26 protein-coding genes are annotated in these 21,160 nt (G+C 69.8%); 12 read left to right on the plus strand and 14 right to left on the minus strand.

The window, feature by feature from the left end:
* Positions 1–27: 27 nt before the first annotated feature.
* The 3 genes from IEY87_RS06815 to IEY87_RS06825 all read right to left on the minus strand — a co-directional run bounded on the left by IEY87_RS06815 (position 28) and on the right by IEY87_RS06825 (position 2,479).
* Positions 28–900, minus strand: coding sequence for an aminoglycoside phosphotransferase family protein (locus IEY87_RS06815; RefSeq protein WP_225277135.1), 873 nt, complete (start codon positions 898–900; stop codon positions 28–30).
* Between the two features lie 83 nt (positions 901–983).
* Complete coding sequence (locus IEY87_RS06820; RefSeq protein ID WP_225277134.1) at positions 984–2,105, minus strand: alpha/beta hydrolase; 1,122 nt, start codon at positions 2,103–2,105, stop codon at positions 984–986.
* On the minus strand, positions 2,102–2,479 hold the full coding sequence (locus IEY87_RS06825) for a DUF6069 family protein (RefSeq protein ID WP_189137627.1): 378 nt from the start codon (positions 2,477–2,479) through the stop codon (positions 2,102–2,104). The genes IEY87_RS06820 and IEY87_RS06825 overlap by 4 nt, the downstream gene beginning before the upstream one ends.
* Positions 2,480–2,610: 131 nt before the next feature.
* On the opposite strand from IEY87_RS06825, the gene IEY87_RS06830 reads away from it, so the two are divergent.
* From IEY87_RS06830 to IEY87_RS06845, 4 genes are all read left to right on the plus strand, one after another.
* A complete protein-coding gene (locus IEY87_RS06830; RefSeq protein WP_225277133.1) occupies positions 2,611–3,723 on the plus strand; it encodes a sensor histidine kinase in 1,113 nt (370 codons plus the stop codon).
* A complete protein-coding gene (locus IEY87_RS06835) occupies positions 3,711–4,364 on the plus strand; it encodes a response regulator (RefSeq protein WP_189137628.1) in 654 nt (217 codons plus the stop codon). The genes IEY87_RS06830 and IEY87_RS06835 overlap by 13 nt, the downstream gene beginning before the upstream one ends.
* A gap of 293 nt (positions 4,365–4,657) precedes the next feature.
* The gene (locus tag IEY87_RS06840) at positions 4,658–4,966 is read left to right on the plus strand and encodes a hypothetical protein (RefSeq protein ID WP_189137629.1); all 309 of its coding nucleotides are present in this window, start codon (positions 4,658–4,660) and stop codon (positions 4,964–4,966) included.
* Positions 4,963–5,532 carry a flavoprotein gene (locus IEY87_RS06845; RefSeq protein ID WP_189137630.1) on the plus strand — a complete coding sequence of 190 codons (570 nt, stop codon included), beginning with the start codon at positions 4,963–4,965 and terminating at the stop codon, positions 5,530–5,532. The genes IEY87_RS06840 and IEY87_RS06845 overlap by 4 nt, the downstream gene beginning before the upstream one ends.
* Positions 5,533–5,543: 11 nt before the next feature.
* On the opposite strand, the gene IEY87_RS06850 is transcribed toward IEY87_RS06845, so the two are convergent.
* Complete coding sequence (locus IEY87_RS06850; RefSeq protein WP_189137631.1) at positions 5,544–6,437, minus strand: M23 family metallopeptidase; 894 nt, start codon at positions 6,435–6,437, stop codon at positions 5,544–5,546.
* 226 nt (positions 6,438–6,663) lie between these two features.
* On the opposite strand from IEY87_RS06850, the gene IEY87_RS06855 reads away from it, so the two are divergent.
* Complete coding sequence (locus tag IEY87_RS06855; protein ID WP_189137632.1) at positions 6,664–7,392, plus strand: DUF8817 family protein; 729 nt, start codon at positions 6,664–6,666, stop codon at positions 7,390–7,392.
* Between the two features lie 154 nt (positions 7,393–7,546).
* A complete protein-coding gene (locus tag IEY87_RS06860) occupies positions 7,547–8,455 on the plus strand; it encodes a CPBP family intramembrane glutamic endopeptidase (RefSeq protein WP_189137633.1) in 909 nt (302 codons plus the stop codon).
* Between the two features lie 80 nt (positions 8,456–8,535).
* Here IEY87_RS06860 and IEY87_RS06865 read toward each other — a convergent pair whose 3' ends face one another.
* Complete coding sequence (locus IEY87_RS06865; protein ID WP_189137634.1) at positions 8,536–9,771, minus strand: leucine-rich repeat domain-containing protein; 1,236 nt, start codon at positions 9,769–9,771, stop codon at positions 8,536–8,538.
* 115 nt (positions 9,772–9,886) lie between these two features.
* Between IEY87_RS06865 and IEY87_RS06870 the strand changes: the two genes are divergently transcribed.
* Positions 9,887–10,228: a hypothetical protein gene (locus tag IEY87_RS06870; RefSeq protein ID WP_189137635.1), complete on the plus strand. Its 342-nt coding sequence runs from the start codon at positions 9,887–9,889 to the stop codon at positions 10,226–10,228.
* 45 nt (positions 10,229–10,273) lie between these two features.
* Here the strand turns inward: IEY87_RS06870 and katG are convergent, their stop codons facing one another.
* The 3 genes from katG to IEY87_RS06885 form a co-directional block, all read right to left on the minus strand.
* The gene (gene katG, locus IEY87_RS06875) at positions 10,274–12,496 is read right to left on the minus strand and encodes a catalase/peroxidase HPI (protein ID WP_189137636.1); all 2,223 of its coding nucleotides are present in this window, start codon (positions 12,494–12,496) and stop codon (positions 10,274–10,276) included.
* Between the two features lie 28 nt (positions 12,497–12,524).
* Positions 12,525–12,962 carry a Fur family transcriptional regulator gene (locus IEY87_RS06880; RefSeq protein WP_189137637.1) on the minus strand — a complete coding sequence of 146 codons (438 nt, stop codon included), beginning with the start codon at positions 12,960–12,962 and terminating at the stop codon, positions 12,525–12,527.
* A gap of 269 nt (positions 12,963–13,231) precedes the next feature.
* Entirely contained in the window at positions 13,232–14,068 is an 837-nt protein-coding gene (locus tag IEY87_RS06885) for a DUF6597 domain-containing transcriptional factor (protein ID WP_308426444.1), read from the minus strand.
* Here IEY87_RS06885 and IEY87_RS06890 point away from each other — a divergent pair.
* The 3 genes from IEY87_RS06890 (at position 14,058) to IEY87_RS06900 (ending at position 16,332) form a co-directional block, all read left to right on the plus strand.
* Entirely contained in the window at positions 14,058–14,600 is a 543-nt protein-coding gene (locus tag IEY87_RS06890; protein WP_189137639.1) for a TIGR03086 family metal-binding protein, read from the plus strand. The two genes, IEY87_RS06885 and IEY87_RS06890, sit on opposite strands and share 11 nt — an antisense overlap.
* A gap of 269 nt (positions 14,601–14,869) precedes the next feature.
* Complete coding sequence (locus tag IEY87_RS06895) at positions 14,870–15,307, plus strand: NUDIX hydrolase (RefSeq protein WP_189137640.1); 438 nt, start codon at positions 14,870–14,872, stop codon at positions 15,305–15,307.
* Between the two features lie 269 nt (positions 15,308–15,576).
* Positions 15,577–16,332, plus strand: coding sequence for an NUDIX hydrolase (locus IEY87_RS06900; RefSeq protein WP_225277132.1), 756 nt, complete (start codon positions 15,577–15,579; stop codon positions 16,330–16,332).
* A gap of 13 nt (positions 16,333–16,345) precedes the next feature.
* On the opposite strand, the gene IEY87_RS06905 is transcribed toward IEY87_RS06900, so the two are convergent.
* The 4 genes from IEY87_RS06905 to IEY87_RS45545 form a co-directional block, all read right to left on the minus strand.
* Positions 16,346–17,026, minus strand: coding sequence for a response regulator (locus IEY87_RS06905; RefSeq protein WP_189137642.1), 681 nt, complete (start codon positions 17,024–17,026; stop codon positions 16,346–16,348).
* Positions 17,023–18,159: a sensor histidine kinase gene (locus tag IEY87_RS06910; protein ID WP_189137643.1), complete on the minus strand. Its 1,137-nt coding sequence runs from the start codon at positions 18,157–18,159 to the stop codon at positions 17,023–17,025. Before IEY87_RS06910 ends, IEY87_RS06905 begins: the two co-directional genes overlap by 4 nt.
* A gap of 9 nt (positions 18,160–18,168) precedes the next feature.
* Positions 18,169–19,005: a CPBP family intramembrane glutamic endopeptidase gene (locus IEY87_RS06915; RefSeq protein ID WP_189137644.1), complete on the minus strand. Its 837-nt coding sequence runs from the start codon at positions 19,003–19,005 to the stop codon at positions 18,169–18,171.
* Positions 19,006–19,111: 106 nt separating this feature from the next.
* Positions 19,112–19,306, minus strand: a complete 195-nt coding sequence (locus IEY87_RS45545) for a 2Fe-2S iron-sulfur cluster-binding protein (protein ID WP_225277131.1) — start codon at positions 19,304–19,306, stop codon at positions 19,112–19,114.
* On the opposite strand from IEY87_RS45545, the gene IEY87_RS45550 reads away from it, so the two are divergent.
* Together IEY87_RS45550 and IEY87_RS06925 are read left to right on the plus strand one after the other, a co-directional pair.
* Complete coding sequence (locus IEY87_RS45550) at positions 19,236–19,445, plus strand: TetR/AcrR family transcriptional regulator C-terminal domain-containing protein (protein ID WP_225277130.1); 210 nt, start codon at positions 19,236–19,238, stop codon at positions 19,443–19,445. The genes IEY87_RS45545 and IEY87_RS45550 overlap by 71 nt on opposite strands.
* Positions 19,446–19,528: 83 nt before the next feature.
* Positions 19,529–20,122 (plus strand): hypothetical protein, encoded by a 594-nt coding sequence (locus IEY87_RS06925; protein ID WP_189137645.1) that lies wholly within the window; start codon positions 19,529–19,531, stop codon positions 20,120–20,122.
* 135 nt (positions 20,123–20,257) lie between these two features.
* Here the strand turns inward: IEY87_RS06925 and IEY87_RS06930 are convergent, their stop codons facing one another.
* Positions 20,258–20,617, minus strand: a complete 360-nt coding sequence (locus tag IEY87_RS06930; RefSeq protein ID WP_189137646.1) for a ribbon-helix-helix protein, CopG family — start codon at positions 20,615–20,617, stop codon at positions 20,258–20,260.
* A complete protein-coding gene (locus IEY87_RS06935; RefSeq protein ID WP_189137647.1) occupies positions 20,614–20,859 on the minus strand; it encodes a BrnT family toxin in 246 nt (81 codons plus the stop codon). The genes IEY87_RS06930 and IEY87_RS06935 overlap by 4 nt, the downstream gene beginning before the upstream one ends.
* Between the last annotated feature and the right edge of the window lie 301 nt (positions 20,860–21,160).

Raw genomic sequence — 21,160 nt, forward strand, 5'->3', positions numbered from 1 at the left:
GGCCACTGACGCCCACCGTTCCAGGAGCTAGCCGATGAGGGCCTCGGTGATCTGGCGGGTGGTCTGGGCGGCGATTCTCGGGTGGGTGGCGGCATAGGCGGTGTAGGCGTTCAGGCCGGTGGCGAGGGCCCAGCCGCGGCCCCGGGTCCAGGTGGCGTCGTCCACGTCGAGTGCGGCGCGGAAGGCGGCCCGGCTGCCGGCCGACATCAGGGTGAAGGCGATGGTCAGGTCACAGGCCGGATCGCCGATGCCGAGCCCGCCGAAGTCGATGACCGCGCTGAGCCGGCCGTCGACGGTCAGCAGGTTGCCGGTGTGGAAGTCGCCGTGGAACCAGACCGGGGGACGATCCCATCCCGGGGCGTGCACGGCCGCGTCCCACAGCTCGGTCATGGCGGTGGCGTCGAACACGCCGCCGACCTCCGCGATGGCGGCCCGCGTCTCGTGATCCCGGTCCGCCAGCGGCCGGCCGGTGAGGTCCTTCACGGCCGGAGACTCGAACCGCTGGAGGGCGGCCAGGAATTCCGCCAGTTCGACGGCGGCCGTAGACGAGTCGGCCAGCGCCTCGACGGTGGCCACCTCGCCGTCAAGCCAGCGCGACACCGCCCACCGCCACGGATAGCCGAAGTCCGGCTCGCCCACCCCCACCGGTACCGGGATGGCCAGGGGCAGGCGCGGGGCCAGGCGGGGCAGCCACTCGAGCTCCTTCTCGGCCTGTCCGATGGCGCCGGCGTGGCGGGGCAGCCGGACGGACAGCCGCTCGCCCAGCCGATAGATCACATGGTCCGACCCGGCCGGGTCCAGGAGCCGCAAAGGCAGCGCGGCCCACTGCGGGAACTGCGTGTCGACCAGCCTCCTGGCCAGCGCTGCGTCGATCGTCGGGCGGGTGTCCGCGGTGGCCAAGAAACGACTCCTCTGTACGGTGGGCGGCCGGACCATCACAGTGCACCGCGGGCCTGCCTGTCGACCGAATATCCCGTGGGTGATCAAGAGGTGGACGTGTCCGCGCGGGACGGCAGGACGTGGGTGGCGAAGGCGTCGATGGCGTTGATGACGGCTTCGAAGCGCAGCGAGTGGAACAGGTCGAAGGCGTGCTGCCCGCCGGGTAGTTCGGCGTAGATGACCGGCTGGGCCGACACCTCGCGCAGGCGGTCGGCGAAGCGGCGGGCGTCTTCGACCGGGGCGACGGTGTCGCGGTCCCCGTGGGCGAGGAAGAACGGCGGCGCGTCCGGCCGGACATGGGCCAGGGGCGAGGTCCGCGAGTCGGCGTCGTAGTAGGGGCCGTAGTAGCCGCCCAGGCCGATCACTGCCGTGACGGAGGTGTCCACCTGCTCGAAGCCGGGCTGGAAGGCGGGCACGTTAGGGGTGAGCGCGGCCAGGGCCGCCATGTGCGCGCCGGCCGAGCTGCCCGCCAGGAAGATCCGATCGGGGTCGGCGCCATAGGCGCGCCCGTGCTCCCGGACCCAGGCGATCACCTTCTTGGCGTCCACCAGATGGTCCTGGAAGGTCGCCTCCGGCCGCAGGCGGTAGTTGGCGCTGACGCACACCCACCCCTGGCCGGCCAGGCGGTACAGCAGCGGCAGCGCCTGGGTGTTCTTCCTGCCCCCGGTATAACCGCCGCCGTGCAGGTGGATCAGGACCGGGGCGGCGGCGGGCCGGGAGCGGTGGCGGTAGAGGTCCAGCAGGTTGCGCCTGCCCGCCGGGCCGTACCGGAGGTCGGGCACGCGCTCTACGGAACGGCGGCGGCGCAGGAAGGGGCGGAACAGAATGCGCCCGTACGGCAGGCGGCGCGAGACGGGCACCGTACCCATGGCGCGTTGTACGGCGGGCAGCGCCTGACGGCCGCGCCAGGCCACCAGGCCCAGGCCCGCCATGGTCACGACGGCCGCCCCGGCGATGACGGGCGAGGTCAGGTCGCCTTGGGCGAGGGCGAGGAGCGTGGCGGCCAGGAGCCAGGCCAACGGCATGAAGGGCAGCTCGTTGAGGGCCACGCCGAGGCGGAAGCCGAGCATGGCGAGGACCCGAGGGCGGACGGGCGTGGCCAGGGCGAACGCCGTACAGATCGCGATGGGAACCAGGGTGATCAGGTATCCGTAGGGCAGGTTCATCGCCGCACCAGCCCCAGGACGAGGACGGCGCCGACGGTCAGGTGCAGCAGGACCAGCACCAGCGTCGCGGCGGCGCCGACGGCGCTGCCGAGCGGGCCGGTGAGCGACAGCGCGCATACGACCAGGGCGATGATCGTCCAGATGCGGCCGGGCCGGGCCGACCACCGCTCCAGGACGGCCAGCAGCGCCCAGCCCGCGAGCCCGGCCACCAGGCTGGCCACGGCGACCGACACCGGATCCACCGTCTGGGTGCCGCCGGCCATCCGCACGGTCAGCGTCGTTCCGGCCAGTGGGACCGCCAGGGCCCACACGACCAGGGCGAGCGCGGGTGCGCCGAGCACGGTGACGAGGAGTCTTCTGATGGAGGTGTTCATGCCGATCAGCCTCGCCCGCCCGGGCGGGTCGCCGCATCGGGCACGTGGTCGCGCGCTGTCCGTCCCCGGTGCGGGGCGGGTCCTCCTTTGGTAGGTGCCGGCCGTACCGTGGCCGTCATTAGCCTGGGCCGGTGAATGAGAAGCGATCCCCGCGGCCCGTGCACGTAGCGAGCGTGCTCCTCGGGGTGGGCACGTTGACCGCGGTGACGCTGTGGGGCCAGGCCGACGGAGGGCTGGACGTGGCGGTCGCGGTGGTGAGCCTGGTCGCGGCGCTCGCCCAGCTGTGGTGGCCGGTCCCCGGAGCGCTGGCGGCCACCCTCCTCGCGGCGCTCTCCCCGGTGGCGACGCCCGCCGCGACGATGGGGGCGCTCCAGGTGGCTTCGCGCAGGCGGTTCCCCGTCGCGGCGGCGGTCGCCGTGGCGGGCATGGCGGCCCACCTCGTCCAAGGGCTGTGGCGGCCGAACTCCGGCATCTCCTCGGGCTGGTGGCTGCTGCTGATCTGCGCCGCGTACGGCGCGCTGTTCGGCTGGGGCGCGCTGCTCCGTTCCCGCCGCGCGCTGCTCATCTCCCTGCACGAGCGGGCCGGTCGCGCCGAGGCCGAGCAGGGCAGGCGGGTCGCCGAGGCCCGGATGGCCGAGCGCCGCAAGCTCGCCTGGGAGATGCACGACGTGCTGGCCCACCGCCTGTCGCTGGTGGCCACGCACGCCGGGGCGCTGGAGTACCGCCCCGACTCCTCTCCCGAGCAGCTCGCGCGGGCCGCCGGGGTGATCCGTTCCGGGGTGCACCAGGCGCTGGAGGAGCTGCGCCAGGTGATCGGCCTGCTGCGCGAGGAGGACGACCTCGGGCTGGAGCCGCAGCCCACGCTGGCCGACCTGCCCCGGCTGACCGCCGACGCGCGCCAGGCAGGCCAGGCCGTACGGATCGACGACGAGACCGCCGACGCCGGCCTGCCCGCCGCCACCGCGCGGACGGGTTACCGGGTCGTCCAGGAAGGGGTGACCAACGCCCGCAAGCACGCCCCCGGCCAGCCGGTGGAGGTGCTGCTGCGCGGTGCTCCCGGCGCGCGCCTGCTGATCGACATCCGCAACCCGCTGCCCGCGCCCGGCTCGGCGCCGACCGTGCCCGGCAGCGGCGTCGGCCTGATCGGGCTCACCGAGCGGGTACGGCTGGCGGGCGGGCAACTGGACCACCAGAGCACCGGCGGACAGTTCCGGCTCCGGGCCTGGCTACCATGGCCGGAGTGATCCGCGTACTCCTGGTCGACGACGACGCCCTGGTGCGCGCGGGGCTGTCCATGATGCTGGACGGCGCCGCAGGCATCTCCGTCGTCGGCGAGGCGGCCGACGGCCAGGAGGCTGTCACCGCCACCGACGCCCACGCCCCCGACGTCGTCCTCATGGACCTGCGCATGCCGAGAGTGGACGGCATCACCGCCACCCGCCGGCTGCGCGCCCGCGCCCGCCCGCCCGAGGTGATCGTGCTGACCACCTTCGACACCGACGAGAACATCCTGCACGCGCTGCGCGCCGGCGCCAGCGGGTTCCTGCTCAAGGACACCCCGCCGGCCCAGATCGTGGAGGCGGTCACCCGGGTCGCGGCGGGCGACCCGATCCTGTCCCCGCGCATCACCCGGCGGCTGATGGAGCGCACCCTGACCCAGGCCGACGCCTACGAGCGGGCCCGCGCCGCACTGGCCACCCTCACCCCGCGCGAGAACGAGGTGGCCCTCGCGATCGCGCGCGGCCGGACGAACGCCGACATCGCGGCCGACCTCACCATGGGCATCACCACGGTGAAGGCGCACGTCTCCAGCATCCTCACCAAGCTCGGCATGGACAACCGCACCCAGATCGCCCTCCTGGCCCACGACGCCGGCCTCGCCTGACGAACGCGCCCAGGCAAAAGGGCCTCGCTGCGCTCGGACTGTCTTTCTGGGGGGCGCGCAAGGCACTTCGCAGGGGCGCTTCGCGCGTACAAGGCTCAGCCGTGCGCTTCCCGTTGGCCGTGGACACAAGGGACGCCGCTGCCCCGCCGTGCCTGCCTCTTACGTGGCGACGTAGGCCGCCAAGACGTTCGCCGCCCCCTCCGCGTCCTCGACCGGATGGCGCTTCTCGGCGTTCTGCCAGGAGTAGTACGCGCCGCCGTAACCGACGAACACCCACACCCCTGTGCCACCGCGTGAACGCCGCCCTGCGCTTCGGCGACGCCGGCACCGCGATCGAGTACGCCCGCCAGGTAGAGCTGGACAAGCTACCGACCAACGAACGCAAGGCCACCCTGCTGCTCGACACCGCCCGAGCCTTCCTGATGTGGAACCAGCACGACAAGGCGCTGCACATCCTGCGCGCCGCAGGCGAGCTCGCACCCGAGGAGATCACCGGCCGCCCTTCGGCTCTTCGGCTGGTCCGTGACATTCTGGACACGGCCCCGAGCACTATCCGTCGTGAAGCTCGTGAGTACGTGGCAATCCTGGGAGTCGGCGCTTGACCCGAATCGGCAAGGTCCTCTACGTCATCGTGTGTGCCGCAGGGCCCGCCCCTGATGTCGGGCGGCTGGTCGCCCTGGCTCAGGAGGGCGGGTGGGTCGTGCAGGTCGTCGCCACTCCGTCAGCCGTCGACTTCATCGACGTCCCGGAGTTGGAGGAGCGGACCGGGCGTCCTGTTCGCAGCCGGTACCGCAAGCCGCACGAGCCCAAGCCTCCCCGTGCCGACGCCATCATCGTGGCCCCGGCCAGCTACAACACGATCAACAAGTTCGCCCAGGGCGTCGCCGACACCTACGCCCTCGGGCTTCTGTCCGAGGCGCCCGGGCTGGGCATCCCGGTCGTCGTGCTGCCCTTCGTCAACACCGCTCTCGCCGTACGCATCCCCTTCCGGCGCAGCGTCGACCGGCTACGCGCCGAGGGCGTGCGCGTGCTGCTCGGTCCCGGTGAGTTCGAGCCGCATCCGCCGAGCTCCGGGCCCGAGCAGATCGACGGCTACCCCTGGGCTCTCGCACTGGAGTGCGTCACCCGGCCGCAGGGTCAGTCGCCGGAGGAGCGCTTCGGCGACTGACCCTCAGACCGTCAGCCGCAGTGTTCGAACGGGCTGGTGTAGGTGCTGCTGCCGATCGAGCCGCCCCACTTGACGCACTGGCCAGGCGCGCTGCGCTTGACGGGCCCCGCGTAGGAGGTGTAGCTGCCTGAGTCGGTCGTCCTGCTCTGCCCCTGCGGTTCGAGGAAGGCCGCCATCGATGACGCCGAGCCGGCCTTCGTCTTCAGCGTCGCGACGCAGTTGGAGCCGTTGCCCGAGTTGTACAGCAGGTAGGCGCGGCCGCCGGTGAGTGCGGCCGAGTCGATGACCGCGTACCCGCTGCCGCAGACCTTCTCCGGGGTGGTGCCAGTGCCGCCCCCGCCGCCGCAGGAGTTGGTGCTCTTGATGGCCTTCTTCTGGCCCAGGGACACGGTCACGCCGTCCACCGTCGGGCTGGTGTCCATCGCGCCGCCGGAGGTCCGCTGCTCGTAGTGCAGGTGCGGGGCCTGGGAACCGCCCGTCGAGCCGACGGTCCCGATCGTGGTGCCCTGGCTGACGCTCATCGAGCCGCCGGCCGCCTTCACCGTGGTCGCGAGGTGGGCGTAGCGGGTTCTGGAGCCGTCGCTGTGCCGGACCTCGACCCATTTGCCATAGCTGGTGCTTCCCGCGTTGTAGAAGTACGCGGTGCCCGAGGCGGTGGCGCGCACGGTCTCACCGTTGATGGCGTCGCTGCCGTGGTTCTGCCAGTCGAGGGAGCCCGATGGGTTGTGGCCGGGGGACCAGTTGTTGGCGTAGAAGGTCTTCTCGCAGTTGAACGGGCTCTTGTGGGACACGGCCGCGACGGCGGTGTCCTGCGCTGAGGCGGGCTGGGAAATCAGCGCCGCGGCGAGAGTGACGGTCAGCGTAAGAACGGTCTTCGGCCAGGTCGGCCTGCCGGTGGTGGGCATGCTCGCCTCTCTGAACAGGTGCGTATGGGGGTACGGATCTCCGCCCGCTTCTGATGTCGATGAGCCGTGGGGGACAGACGGTAATGGAGGGGCTGCATAACATCCGCACATGATCCGCATAGGGAAGGGCGGGCATATAGGGCTTTCATCCACCTTTGGAACGATCCATAGGCGAGTTTCGCCGAAGGCTGCCAGCATCGTCGGACGACCCGAAAGGTGGAAAGCCATGAGTGAGATCGCGGTTCGGCCGAACGAGACGACGGTGCCGTTGATGCCGTGCGCGTCGGTGGAGGAGATGCTGGCGTTCTACGAGTCGCTGGGGTTCCGGGCCACGTACAAACAGAGCAAGCCGTACGTCTATCTGGCCTTGGAGTGGAGCGGGATCCACCTGCACTTCGGCCCGGCGCCCAAGGGGCTGGATCCGGCCCGGGAGGAGTCCGGGGGCTGCCTGGTCATGGTCGACGCCGTGGCGGCCTACCATGCGGTGATCGTCGCGGCGATGCGCCGGGTGCACGGGAAGGTGCTGAGCTCCGGTCAGCCGCGGATCACCCGCTACCGGCCGGGCGCGTCCCGGTTCACCCTGATCGACCCGTCCGGGAACTCGATCATCTTCATCCAGCGTGACGAGCCGGTCGAGCTGGAGTACGGCGGCTCGAAGAAGCTGACGGGCCTGGCCAAGGTGCTCGACAACGCGCGGATCCTGCGCGAATTCAAGAACGACGATCTGCAGGCCTTCCGTGCGCTCAAGTCCGGGATGCGCAGGCACGGCGCGGACGCCCCGGCGGTCGAGCGGGCCATCGCCCTGGGCCACCTCATCGACCTGGCCACGATCCTCGGCGAGCCCACCGACCCGTGGGCCGCCGAGCTGCGCGGCCTGGAGCTCACCCCCGACGACAGACAGCGCGTCGAGTCGGAGCTCGGGCATGTCTCCGGGCTCCAGGAGTGGCTTCCCTGAGCCGGGCTCTCGCCTGAAGAGCTTCCCGGCGGCGGGTGAGCATGAAGGTACCCCTGGCTATACCTCGATTGGAGTGCACGCGGGAGCGACTGGGCGGGGCGCGGGTGGTGTGCTGATCACTGTCAGTCAAGCGCTCCTGCAAGGGGAAAACGAAATGGCAGTCAACAGCCCACCGAGTGCCGAGCAGTCGGCTCAGACCGGGCTCCGAGGCGTCATCCGCCGCAGTCCACTTATCAGTTTCTTCGTCCTGGCCAATCTGATGAGCTGGGTCGCCTGGGTGCCGTACATTCTTTCGGCGACCGGCCTGGGAGTTTTAGATTTCACTTTCCCCTCGCAGCTCGGCCAGTTGCTCGGCGTTCTTCCCGGCGCCTATCTCGGGCCGATATTCGCCGCGTTCATCGTGACCTCGGTCGCGGACGGCAGGGAAGGCGTCCGGCGGTGGCTCGGGCGGATGACGAAGTGGCGGGTGAGCTGGGTCTGGTACCTCGTAGCCGGGGTCGGCGTGCCCGCCACCCTCATCGGGGCCGGTCTCGCGATGTCCGACGGTGACATCCACATGCCGCCCACCATGGTGCTCGTGGCCTATCTGCCGAGCCTGCTGCTCCAGATGGTCACCACCGGTCTGGCGGAAGAGCCCGGCTGGCGTGACTTCGCCCTGCCCCGCATGCAGCGCAAGTTCGGCCCGCTGGGCGGCACCCTCATTCTCGGCCCGCTGTGGGGCCTCTGGCACATCCCGCTGTTCTTCAGCGAGTGGGGCGGGTGGCCGGACGTCACCGTGCTGAGAGTGGCCGAGTTCGTCGCCTTCTGCATCGTCTTCAGCGTGGTCGTCACCTGGGTGTTCAACCGGACCGGCCAGAGCCTGCCGCTGATCATGCTGCTGCACGTCGGCGTCAACAACACCATGTCGGTCGTCTACTCGGACATGTTCCCGTCGCTCGCGTCCGCCGAGCAGGCGTCCCATGTGACCCTGCTCGCGGGCACCACGGCAGCGCTCGTGGTGCTCGTCGCGACCCGCGGCCGGCTCGGTTATCGTCCCGAGGAGGAGGTCGCCCATCAGAGCTGAACGCGGACGCGCGGCGGGGGACCGGCACCGGTCCCCCGCCGATTCGCGTTCCCGGGCCGTCCCCGCCGCCGCGCGCAAGGCTAGGGCCCGCCGGTCACCTCGAGCTCGGTGAGCCCTTCCATCGACTTCGGCAGGCTGGTCAAGGGGTTGCCGTCCAGGTAGAGCCGGACGAGCGCGTTGAGGTCGCCCATCGATTCCGGCAGGCTGGTCAGCCGGTTGCCGCTCAGGTAGAGCCCGGTGAGTGCGCGGAGGTTCCCGATCCAGCCGGGGAGGCTGGTCAGTCGGTTGTCACGCAGGTCGAGTTCGTTGAGCGCGGTGAGGTTCCCCATGGATTCCGGCAGGCCGGTCAGCCGGTTGCCGCGCAGGTAAAGCGTGGTGAGCGCGGTGAGGTCGCCCACCCAGTCAGGCAGGTCGCTGAGCTGGGTCTCGCCCAGGGAGAGCTGGGTGAGTCCGGTGAGGTCACCGATCCAGTCGGGCAGGCTCGTCAGCTCGATGCCGTTCAGGCAGAGCTGGGTGAGCTCGGTGAAGCCGCCGATCCAGTCGGGCAGGCCGGTCAGCCGGTTGTGGTCCAGGTAGAGCTGGGTCAGTCCGGTGAGCTCGCCCATGGACTCCGGGAGGCCGGTCAGCTGGTTGCCGGTCAGATGGAGCCTGGTGAGGCCGGTGAGATTCCCCATCCAGCCGGGCAGGCCGGTCAGCCGATTGGCGGACAGGTCCAGGAGAGTGAGCGCGCTGAGGTTCTCCGCCCAGTCGGGCAGCTGCGTCAGCTGGTTGTTCTCCAGGGTCAGTTCGGTGAGCGCGCTGAGGTTCCGCATCCAGCCGGGCAGGGCGGTGAGCTGGTTGTCGCCCAGGTAGAGCCCGGTGAGCGCGGTGAGGCTCGCCAACGATTCCGGCAGGGCGGTGAGCCGGTTGCCGCTCAGGTAGAGCTCGGTGAGCCCGGTGGAGTCGCTCATCGATTGCGGCAGGCCGGTCAGCTCGTTGCTGTCCAGATCAAGCTCGGCGAGTACGGGCAGGCGCCCGACCCAGTCGGGCAGCTCGGCCAGCTGGTTGCCGTCCAGGTCGAGCCTGGTGAGCGCGGTGAGGTTCCCCATGGATTCCGGCAGGCCGGTCAGGTGGTTCCAGCCCAGGCGGAGCTCGGTGAGCGTGGTGAGCTCACCCAGCCAGTCCGGTAACTCGGTGAGCCGGTTGTCGGACAGATCAAGACGGGTCAGCCCGGCCAGATCCCGTACGGCATCGTCCACCCGGGCGAGCCCCCGTCCCGACAGATCCACCGAGCCCACCCCACCGTCCCGAGCAGCCGCGATCACCTCATGAACCATCTCGCCCCCTTTGTCGCGCCAGCCCTCAGCGTATTTGCCTGTGAGGAGAAACGAGCGAGAAGATCGTGCGATGAACGAGCCCCCATTACGGAAGCAGAGCAGGCGAAGGGCGACAATGCTGCTGATAGGCGCTGCTCTGGTGTCGTCGTCGTCCTGTGGATTCGTTGACGAAAAGCGATTCGCGCGATCTGTCGACAGCATGGAGAAGGCGGCGCGGATCGCCGAGCCAAGCGACGGAACGCGGGAGAGGCCTCAGGAGATCGGGAGCTTCACTTTCGATGATGTCCATCGAGAAGGAGACCTGGTCTATTTCAAGCTCGGTGATCACTCCGGCGTGGACCCCTACGGCTATGTATGGAGCCCGAAGCGCAGGCCGATCGATGATGCCGAAGACGCGGTGGCGTCATCTTTTGAGCACGTACAAGGTCACTGGTATCGGTGGAGTGACTCCTACTGACGGCCAGGCCGACCGGCGGGGGTCGGCCTGGCCGTCAGGAAAGGGTTAGGCGAGGTCGAACCGGTCCAGGTTCATGACCTTGTCCCACGCCGCGACGAAGTCCTTGACGAACTTCTCCTTGGCGTCGTCGCTCGCGTAGACCTCCGCGAGCGCGCGCAGCTCGGAGTTCGACCCGAAGACGAGGTCGACCCGGCTGCCGGTCCACTTGACCTCGCCGGTGGCGGCGTCGCGGCCCTCGAACGTGGTCTGGTCCTCGGACGTCGCCTTCCACGTCGTGCCCAGGTCGAGCAGGTTGACGAAGAAGTCGTTGGTCAGCGTCCCGGGGGTGGTGGTGAGGACGCCGAGCGGCGACTGCTGGTAGGTGGCGCCCAGGACGCGGAGGCCACCGACGAGCACCGTCATCTCGGGAGCGCTCAGGGTGAGCAGGTTCGCCCGGTCGACGAGCAGGAACTCGGCCGGCAGCCGGCTGCCCTTGCCGAGGTAGTTGCGGAACCCGTCGGAGGTCGGCTCCAGCGCGACGAACGACTCCACGTCCGTCTGCTCCTGCGAGGCGTCCACGCGCCCCGGCGTGAAGGGCACCTCGACGGCGAAGCCCGCGTCCTTGGCGGCCTTCTCGACGGCCGCGACGCCGCCGAGCACGATCACGTCGGCGAGCGAGACCTGCTTGCCGCCGGTCTGGGCGGCGTTGAAGGCCTTCTGGACACCCTCCAGGGTGCTCAGCGCCAGCGCCAGCTGGTCGGGGTCGTTGATCTCCCAGCCGTTCTGCGGTTCGAGGCGGATGCGCGCGCCGTTGGCGCCGCCGCGCTTGTCGCCACCCCGGAAGGAGTACGCCGACGCCCAGGCGGTCGAGACGAGCTGGGCCACCGACAGGCCCGAGGCGAGAAGCTGCCCCTTGAGGAGGGCGATGTCCGCGGCGTCGATGAGCTCGTACGTCACCTCGGGGAGCGGGTCCTGCCACAGCTGGGTCTCGGCCGGAACCTCCGGCCCGAGGTAGCGGACGACCGGGCCCATGTCGCGGTGGGTCAGCTTGAACCACGCGCGGGCGAACGCGTCCGCGAACTCGTCCGGGTTCGCGAGGAAGCGCCGCGAGATCTCGTCGTAGATCGGGTCGATGCGGAGCGCGAGGTCCGTCGTCAGCATCGTCGGCGAGTGGGTCTTCGACGGGTCGTGCGCGTCGGGCACGGTGCCCGCCCCGGCGCCGCCCTTCGGCTTCCACTGGTGGGCGCCGGCGGGGCTCTTGGACAGCTCCCACTCGTAGCCGTACAGGATCTCGAAGAAGCTGTTGTCCCACGTCACCGGGGTGTTCGTCCACGCACCCTCGAGACCGCTGGTGATCGTGTCGCCGCCCTTGCCGGTGCCGAACGTGTTGTTCCAGCCGAGACCCTGCTCCTCGATCGAGGCGGCCTCGGGGTCGTTGCCGACGTGGTCCGCCGGGCCCGCGCCGTGGGTCTTGCCGAACGTGTGACCGCCCGCGATCAGGGCGACCGTCTCCTCGTCGTTCATCGCCATCCGGCGGAACGTCTCACGGATGTCGCGAGCCGAGGCGAGCGGGTCCGGGTTGCCGTTCGGGCCTTCCGGGTTGACGTAGATGAGGCCCATCTGGACCGCGGCGAGCGGGCTTTCGAGCTCCCGGTCGCCGGTGTAGCGCTCATCGCCGAGCCAGGTGGCCTCGGGGCCCCAGTAGACGTCCTCGTCAGGCTCCCAGACGTCCTCGCGGCCGCCGGCGAAGCCGAAGGGCTTGAAGCCCATCGTCTCCAGGGCGACGTTGCCGGAGAGGATCAGCAGGTCGGCCCAGGACAGGCTCTTGCCGTACTTCTTCTTGACCGGCCAGAGCAGGCGGCGCGCCTTGTCCAGGTTCGCGTTGTCGGGCCAGCTGTTGAGGGGGGCGAAGCGCTGCTGGCCGGCGCCGGCGCCGCCGCGGCCGTCGCTGATCCGGTACGTCCCCGCGCTGTGCCAGGCCATCCGGACGATGAGCGGGCCGTAGTGACCGTAGTCGGCCGGCCACCAGTCCTGCGAGGTCGTCAGCACCTCGGCGATGTCCCGCTTCACGGCCGGGAGGTCAAGGCCGTTGAACGCCTCGGCGTAGTCGAACCCCGCACCGAGCGGGTTGGCCACGGCGGGGTTCTTGGCGAGGACCTTCAGGTTGAGCCGCTCCGGCCACCACTGGCGGTTTCCGCCGCCCTGCGTCGGGTGCGGGGCGCGGACCGGGCAGCCACCTCCGCCCTCCGGCTTCGCGTCGGTGACGATTGCATCATGGTTCTCGGACATGGAATCCTTCCGGAATTTTCTACGGTGCTCAGGCACTGCGGGCGGTGGAACAGGCGGGGCACTGGCCCCAGTAGATGACCTCGGCCTCGTCGATCGAGAAACCGTGGTCGTTGGAGGCGGTCAGGCAGGGAATCTCGCCGACCGCGCAGTCGACGTCGGCGACGACACCGCACGAACGGCACACGACGTGGTGGTGGTTGTCCCCGACCCGTCCCTCGAACCGGGCCGGACTACCGGCCGGCTCCAGGCGTCGGACGAGTTTCGCCGCGGTGAGCGCGTGCAGGGCCTCGTACACGGCTTGCAGGGAGACATGGCCCACCCGATCGCGTACGCCGGCGGCGAGCGCCTCGACGTCGAGGTGGTCGCCCTCCCTGACGGTTTCGAGGAGCGCGACGCGGGCGGCCGTCACCCTGAGGCCTGCCCCACGCAGCTCCTCAGCAGTGGTCGGAGTCCTGGATGCGGTCATTGGGCCACACCTACCTACATAAACGTGAATGGTACAAGATAACGAATAATGCAAGCTTAGCGCCTGTTACGTCAACGTCTGTCCAGAAGGTGACCGCTGAGCCGCAGGTCAGCTCTGCTGTAGCGTCTTCGCCGGGGGCGCTCGGCGCTCGGTGGACCCGGGTCTGTTGTGATCCGTTGGGCAGATCCTGACGGGGATCAGGTGCGCCGGGACGCCACGGTGATGTCGGACACGGCTCGACCGCGCACCCTGAAGGCGCGGCAGGCGGATCAGGCCGGGTTTCTGAGCCGGGCGTAGGCGGCGGGGGTCATGCCGACGGCGGCGGTGAAGTCGCGGGTCAGGTGGGCCTGGTCGGTGTAGCCGAGCTCGGTGGCCAGCGTGGCGAGGTCGAGGCCCTGGTAGACGCGCTCCGCGGCCTCGTGCAGCCGGAAGCGGCGGATCACCCACTTGGGGCCGATGCCGACGTAGTCCCGGAACAGCCGCTGCAGCGAGCGCACCGACCGTCCCGAGCGGGCGGCCAGCTCGTCGACCCTGGTCATGGAGATGTCGCTCTCGGCCAGTGCGACCAGTGCCACGACCTCTTCCGTCAGCGGATCCGGCCGCGGGTCGAGGCTCTGGAGGAACGTCTCGACGTGCGCGATGGCGGCTTGGGGATCGGGCTCGGCCAGGACCTGGTCCACCAGGGTCGCGCCCGCTTCGCCGTACATGTCGCTGATCTCGGTGAAGCGGCCGGTCAGGTCGGAGACCGGGCCAATGAGGAACGGGCGGAAGCCGCCGGGGCGGAAGCGGGTGCCGAGGACGCGGCCGGCTGCCCGCATCGTGTAGGAGAAGCCGCCTCTGATCACGCCCGCTATGCGGTGGAAGTCGTGGGTGATGGTGAGGTTCACCGTGGGGTGGGAGACGATCCGCTGTTCGTACGGCTCGGCGAGGTCGGTCCAGGTGACCACCCAGAAGTGGTCCACGTATGGCGAAATTTCGGGTGATGGTGGGTGGCGGGTGAAGGTGAAGGCAGCCATTCCCGCGTACGGGTCGACCCAGCCGCGCTGTCGCGTTTCTACAAGCCGCTCTCGGGACGGACGGGGCACACTGGCTGCCATGGACGACATGATGCCGCTGATGACGCGGGCCACCGAACGGACCTCGGGCGTGGTGCGGGGGGTGCGCCAGGAGCAGTTCGGGGGGTCCACGCCGTGCGCGGAGTTCGACGTGCGGGACCTGATCAACCACCTGGAGTGGGTGGCGGACCTGTTCGAGTCGCTGGGCCGCGGCGGGTCGATGACCGAGCAGGGGCCGTACGCGGGCGACTTCCCCGACCGGGCGGAGCGCACCCTGGCCGCGTGGTCACGGCCCGAGGCCTGGGAGGGGAGCAGTCCCGGGATGGGCCTGCCGATGGCCACGCTGGGCCAGATGTACCTCGTCGACCTGGTCGTACACGGGTGGGAGCTGGCCAGGGCGACGGGTCAGCCGTACGAGCCGGAGCCCGGGGCGGTGGCGCAGGCGCTGGACTTCACCGACCAGATGGTGGAGATGGGCAGGCAGCGCGGCGCCTTCGGCCCTCCGGTGCCGGTGCCGGACGACGCCCCGGCGATCGACCGCCTCCTCGGCCTCGTCGGCCGCGACCCATCCTGGACGCCGTAGCCTCTTGCCGCTGCCCGTCCCAGGGGTGGGCCGTCCGCTGCCCACCCCGCCGCAAACGGCCTCGCTGCGTTCGGGCTGTCTTTCCGAAGGCGCGCCTGACGGCGCGCGGGCTGACGCCCTTCCCGACCACTTATGGATCCAGGCGATGGTTGACCACCACGCGGACGGCGGCCAGGCCCGGCAAGGGGAGTTCGGCCACAACCACTCCTCACCTCGTACATACGTGTTTGCGGATTGAGGATAGCGACCAGCCAAGCTGGAGGAAATCGATGGACCACCCCGCCCGGCACTCTGTCAGCGTGGCAGGCGTGATCATCGACGACCAGGGTCGCGCGCTCCTGACCCAGCGCAGGGACAACGGCCACTGGGAAGCACCTGGCGGCATCCTGGAGCTGGACGAGGACATCACCACCGGCCTGCTCCGCGAGGTTCGTGAAGAGGCCGGTTTGGAGGTCGAGCCCATGGCCCTGACCGGCGTGTACAAAAATATGCAGCGCGGCATCGTCGCCCTGGTTTTCCGCTGCAGGATGACCGGCGGCGAACTCATCGAGACGGACGAGACCCGAGCCTTCCGGTGGGTGACCGCCGACGAGGTCGAAGAGCTCTCCATCCAGGTGTTCGGCGTCCGCGTACTCGACGCGATGCGCAACGCCGGCGTCCCGGCGATACGTCACCACGACGGCGTCCACCTGCTCGAAGCTGAGTAGAGCAGCGCCGGACATCCGGGTGGAACTACCTGGAGCCGGTGGCCCGCCGCTTGATGGCGGACGTGCGCAAGCGCGGCGCGACCTGAACGGATCCCGTTCTGCCCCTGGACAGAGCTGTGCCCCGGCTGCGTGCGAAGCAGAGGCATAACCGGGGCTTATGGCTTGACCGTTCCACCCGGCCCGACTCCTGACCCTGTCCCGCACACGTTGACCGTCAGCTGAAGTGCCGACCGCAAGCGAGCAGGTCTCTGATGCGTCAGCATGAAGGAGTGACCGAGCCACTACTGCGTGCGTCCAGCGTCAAGCTCCTGGACGTGCACCGGCTTCGCCTGGTCGAAGCCGCTGCGCCCTGTTTGTCGCCTGACGATCGGGTGGCCATGGATCGTGCTTGGGAGAAGGCGGTGCGGGCCAACCCGAGCCTGTTCGACGGGCCGGTGGCGGCGTGCACGCGGCTGGAGCAGGAGGGGCCGGACGGCCTGGTCCTCGCGTGGGCGAGGACGACCTACCGGCAGTACGCCCTGCGCAAGGTCCCGAGCGCCACCACCTGGCTGCCGTCCCTCTACGTCTCCGTCCTGCAGCCGACCGATGACGGGCGCCTGCTGGTAGGGCGGATGTCACCGTCGACGGCGTCCCCCGGTCGCTGGCAGTTGCCGGGCGGCTGCGTCGAGCCGCCGGCCGGCGACGAGCCGCTCGACGTGGCGGCGTTGCACCGGCATGCCGCTCGGGAACTGGTCGAGGAGACCGGCCTCGACACCCCGCCCGGCGACCTGACCCCGTGGCTGGTCGCCCGCGGGACCAAGGGCAGCATCGGTGTCGTGTTCCGCGCCCCGAGCCGGCCGGCGTCGCTGCTGCTCGACCGGTTCGCGGCCCTGGTGGCCGAGGAGACGGCACTGGGTCGTGACCCGGAGCTGGATCGCATCGCCTTCGTTCGCTCCCCGGCCGAGCTGCCGGGCCTCGGCGGTGACCGGGTGGACTACCTGGAGCCGATCGTCCGCCGGTACGAGCGGGCGTACCCCAGCGCCTGACCCTGACGTCAGGTCACTCCATGCTGGACACCAGGCCCACCCGGAAGGCCAGGATGACCGCCTGCACCCGGTCGCGTAGGTCGAGTTTCATCAGGATGCGGGACACGTAGGTCTTCACGGTCTCGATGGTGATGAACAACTCCGCGGCGATCTCCGCGTTCGTCCGGCCGGCGGCGATCTGTTCGAGCACCTCGAGCTCGCGAGCGGTCAACGCGCGTACGACCTCCTCCCTGGCCTGCAGGGTGGTGGGGCGGAGGTGTTCGGCGTGGCGGCCGATGAGGGTGCGGGTGACGGCCGGGGCGAGGAGGGAATCGCCGCGGGCGATGGTCCTGACGCCCTTGATCAGCTCCGCCGGAGCCGCGTCCTTCAGGAGGAAGCCGCTGGCTCCCGCCTTGAGCGCTTCGTAGACGTACACGTCGACGTTGAAGGTGGTGACGACCAGGATCTTCGCCGGGGTGGCGAGGCCGGGGCCGGCCAGCTGCCTGGTGGCCTCGATGCCGTCGATGATGGGCATCCGGATGTCCATCACGATGACGTCCGGGCGCAGCCGCCGGGCGGCTTCGATCGCCGCGCGGCCGTCCGCGGCCTCCCCGATGACCTCCATGTCGGGCTGGGAGGAGAAGATGGTGGTGTATCCGGCCCGTACCAGCTCCTGGTCCTCGCAGATGAGCAGCCGGATCGGTGCGTCTGTCATGAGTCGCTCCTGAACGGGATGGTGGCGTGGACGCGGAACCCGCCTTCGGGCCGGGGCGCGGCCAGGAGGTCGCCGTCGAGCATGCGCAGCCGTGCGCGCAGCCCGTTCAGGCCGCGTCCGCTCACCGGCAGATCGGCCGTGGCGGCGCCGTCGGTGGTCACCTCGATGTCGAGGCGATCGTCGTGGTGGTGGACCGTGACCGTGGTGGGCTGCCCCGTCGCGTGCTTGATCGCGTTCGTGAGCGCCTCCTGGACCACGCGGTACGCGGCCAGCTCAACGTCGACGGACTGAGCTCGTCGCTCGCCGTGCTCGCCGTGCTCGGCGAGCTCGACGGGCTGGCCCGACACCCGGGCCTGCTCGACCAGGTCGCTGATCGTGCCGAGGGTGGGTGTACGGTCCGCGGTCGCGGAGTCGCCGGTCGCCTCCAGCACGTCGAGCAGGTGCCGTAACTCCGTCAGCGCCCGCCGGCCCGTGTCGCTGATGGCGGCGAGCCCGTCCCCGGCGCGGTCCGGCGCGCTCCCGACCAGGAACTGCGCCGCGTCCGCCTGGATCACCATGGCGGTCACATGATGGGTGACCACGTCATGCAGCTCGCGGGCTATCCGGGCTCGCTCGGCGGCGGTGGCCAGGCTCGCGCTGAGCCGCCGGCGCTCCGCCTCTTCCGCTCGCCACCGGCGCATCCCGGTACCGGTCATCCAGATCACCCCCAACACCAGATAGAACGCGGCGAAGTCCTGGACTCGGTTCGGTGATCCCAGATTGAGCAGGAGGACCACCAGGACGACATAGGCCGCGGTCCACACCGCCGCGAGACCGAGCCGGAACCGTCGCTGATGGGCTCCGGCGGCGTACAGGGCCAGATAGAGGCCGATGCTGCCGAACGTCTGCGGGTAGCCGAGCGCCTGATGAGCCATGAAGGCGACGCCGATGATCGAGAGGGAGGCGGCGGGCCACCGGCTGCCGACCGCCAGGGGGACGGTCTGGGCCAGGGTCAGCGTGACGGCCAGCGCGTCCGGCGGGCGTACGGGCAGGTCGCCGATCTGTGCCGCGATGGCGTCCAGTGTCGGCACGAATGCCAGCAGGGTGAGCACCGCCGCGAATCCACTGTCTCGCCACCAGCCTGGCCGGATCATCGGGCAAGCCTAGCGGCGCACCAGACCGCCGCGGCGGTGGGCGAGGACGAGCATCGGGATGGTGAGCAGCACGCTCACGATGACGGGCACGATCGACGCTTCGATCCCGAACCCGCCACCGGTCAGCAGCGCCGGGCCGGTGACCTCGGTGGTCAGCAGCCCGGGTGACGCATGGCCGGAGACCGGGATGCCGAGCAGTCCTACGGTGGTGTTCCAGGCGAAGTGCAGTCCCACCACGAACCAGATGTTGCGCCGCCAGAGGTACGCGGCCCCGAGCAGGACGCCCGCTTCGAGGGCGATGGCCAGCGAGCTCCAGGCGGTGGCCGCCGGGTTGCCCAGGTGCAGAGCGCCGAACAGCAGCGCGGTGATGGCCAGGGCCGCCCGGCTGCCCCACAGCCGTTCCAGGGCCTGCAACGCCAGGCCGCGGAACATCAGCTCCTCGGTGACCGCCGCGCCGACGGCCGTCGCCGCCACCGTGAACACGACCGGCAGTGGGTTTCCGGACGACCAGGAGAACGAGTAACCGCCGAGGATCGCGATCAGGAGCGCGGACACGAGCATGAACCCCAGCCCGACCCCGGCTCCTAACAGCGCCTCCCGCCCGGCCCCGGCTCTGGCGATCTCCGGCGTGGGCCGCCCCGCGACGAAGCGCATGACCGCCCAGTAGACGGCGATCGCGGCGGCCGCACCCACGATCATGATCACCGCGGGGCCGCTCGCGGTCAGCGCCGACACCAGGCTGACGCCGACCAGTCCGATCAGCATCCAGGTGAGGGGGAACCTGGCGATCCTGCGCATCCGGCCGTCTGTCGGCGGGACCTGCTGGGGGGTGGGTGTGGTGCTCATCGGTGACCTCCGTCGGCGTTGGCCGCCCGATCAGCGACCTACGGAGAACGCTATGAGCGCGACCTGTGCCGGCGAATCACCAGCGGGTAGGCGATCACGGTAGCTCTCATGGGGGATGGGAAGCGCCTCCGGCACCGGCCGCGCCTTGCCGCACTGCGAGTAGACCTCCCGTACGCGTACGACCGTGGCGAGCATGGTCGGGCTCGCCGTCGAGCACGTGGGTCTCACAGGTGCCGCAGACGCCCTCCCGGCACGAGCCGGTCACCGGCAGGCCCTCGTCCTGGAGCGCGGCGAGGCTCACCGCCGCCGTGAGCGGGGGGCGGTATCCCCGTCTCGGGGCCCGCTCGGTCGCCGGATTCCTCGACTTCGACGCCCGTTTCGCCTTCGGCCTGCGCGTCCTGCTGGCCGGCCTGAAAGCGGAATGCTCCCCCAGGGTGTGAGGTGTCTGGATACGGTGCAGATAGCGTGAATCTATCGATCAAAGTGTGGTGTGGCCGCTCGGCGGGGCGTCAGACTGCGGGGCATGGCAGAGGGCAGCGCCGGGACTCCTCCCTGGTGGAGAGTGCCCCCGCTCATGGCGTTCTTCGGCTGGCTGCTCCTGGCCGCCGCCTACTACTTCTACATCACGATTTTTCACACCATCTGGCTGTTCATCTGGCTGTTGCTCGGCTTCGGGTGGGTGTCGGCGGGCGTGTGGTCGTTCACCGCCGTGATCTCGTACCTGTCGATCAGGGCGTACGCCCGGGCCTGCGTGACGTTGACGATCGCGGTGACCATCGGGGCGTGCTTATGGCACACCGACTGGCCCAAGGCCAGCGTACGGAGCATGATCTGGCTGCACGGCGAGGCGTTCACCGAGGTCGCCACCGCCTACGAGCGCGGCCGGCCCGTCATGGTGCCGTCGTGGATGAAGTCCCTGGCCATCGACGGCGAGGTGCAGGCCCAGGAGAACGGGCTGTACTTCCCGGTCTTCGTCGACGAGTGGCGCGCGGAGACCGGCGAAGGCTTCGCTTACATACCAGGCACACCGAGCCGCCACAAACTACTCCAAACGGCGGACGGCGACCTCGGCGTCCCTACTCACGACCTCGGCGACGGCTGGTGGTGGGTGGAGTGAGGCACGATCCACCGTGGCACCCATGAGCCTCCTAAAAGTCAGGTGACAGCATCTACCAAGCCCTGCCGCGGGCACAACGGATTTCCGCCCATGCTCAGCGACCCTTGGCTTCCGTTGACACCTTGACGCCGAAGCTCATCCCGCTCTGAGAAACTCCTCGAACGCTTCACGAGCCAGCGCGGACACAGTTTTTCCCTCTCGCTCGGCGCGGGACCTCGCGCGCTCGCGCAGTTCTTCGGGCACTCGGAAGGAGACCCGGGGTGAGTGCGTGCCCTCGCCGGTCAGCGACGGACGCCCACCACGACTTGTCGAAACGGGAACGCGGCCCTCATCGATGGCGCGGTGAACATCAGCGATCGCGTCCGCCACGTACGCGTCGGTGATCCGATTGCCCTTGCCGTCCAAGACCTCTTCGAAGTCGCTGTCGATCTCGGAGTTGTCGTCCAGGGCCAGTTCGATGTCTTCTGGCGGCCAGACTTCTCGATGCTCGGTCATGACTTCCTTCTCCTCAGCGCGGTAGGCATCACATGGATGATCACTAGGTACTTATCCGCGAGGATGCCGATCACTTCCAGTTCGATGCCTCTGTCGTATGGGCCGATCCATACCCAGCGGTCCTCGAGATCAGGGTCGGTAGCTGGGACGATGGCCGGCGGTCCGGATCGAATCACATAAAGGGCGTGCGCCTGCCCGATGCGATGCTTGCGTGCCGACCGGTAGAAGCGCAACTTCCTCATACCCATATTATGTCAGACACAACCCGAATGGGTAGGGGTATTGACGCATGCGCCCGTGAGAGGAGGCCCGGCACTGGGTAGGTCGCTGGCGGGATTAGGTGACGCCCAGCTTCGCCGAGGCGCGGGCGATCCCGGTCAGCAGCAGAGGCATCTTGTCGGAGGTCCAGTCGATGGCGTAGACGGTCGGCTTCACTTGTTGCGGGCGGCTCATCGGGGCCGGGGAGGCGGCGATCAGCAAGGCGATGCGGGAGCTGAAGGGGGCGGGGCTGATCAGCACGAGCTACCGCAGGGTGATCGTGCT

The sequence above is a fragment of the Nonomuraea glycinis genome, from assembly GCF_014646515.1.
Classification (GTDB): domain Bacteria; phylum Actinomycetota; class Actinomycetes; order Streptosporangiales; family Streptosporangiaceae; genus Nonomuraea; species Nonomuraea glycinis.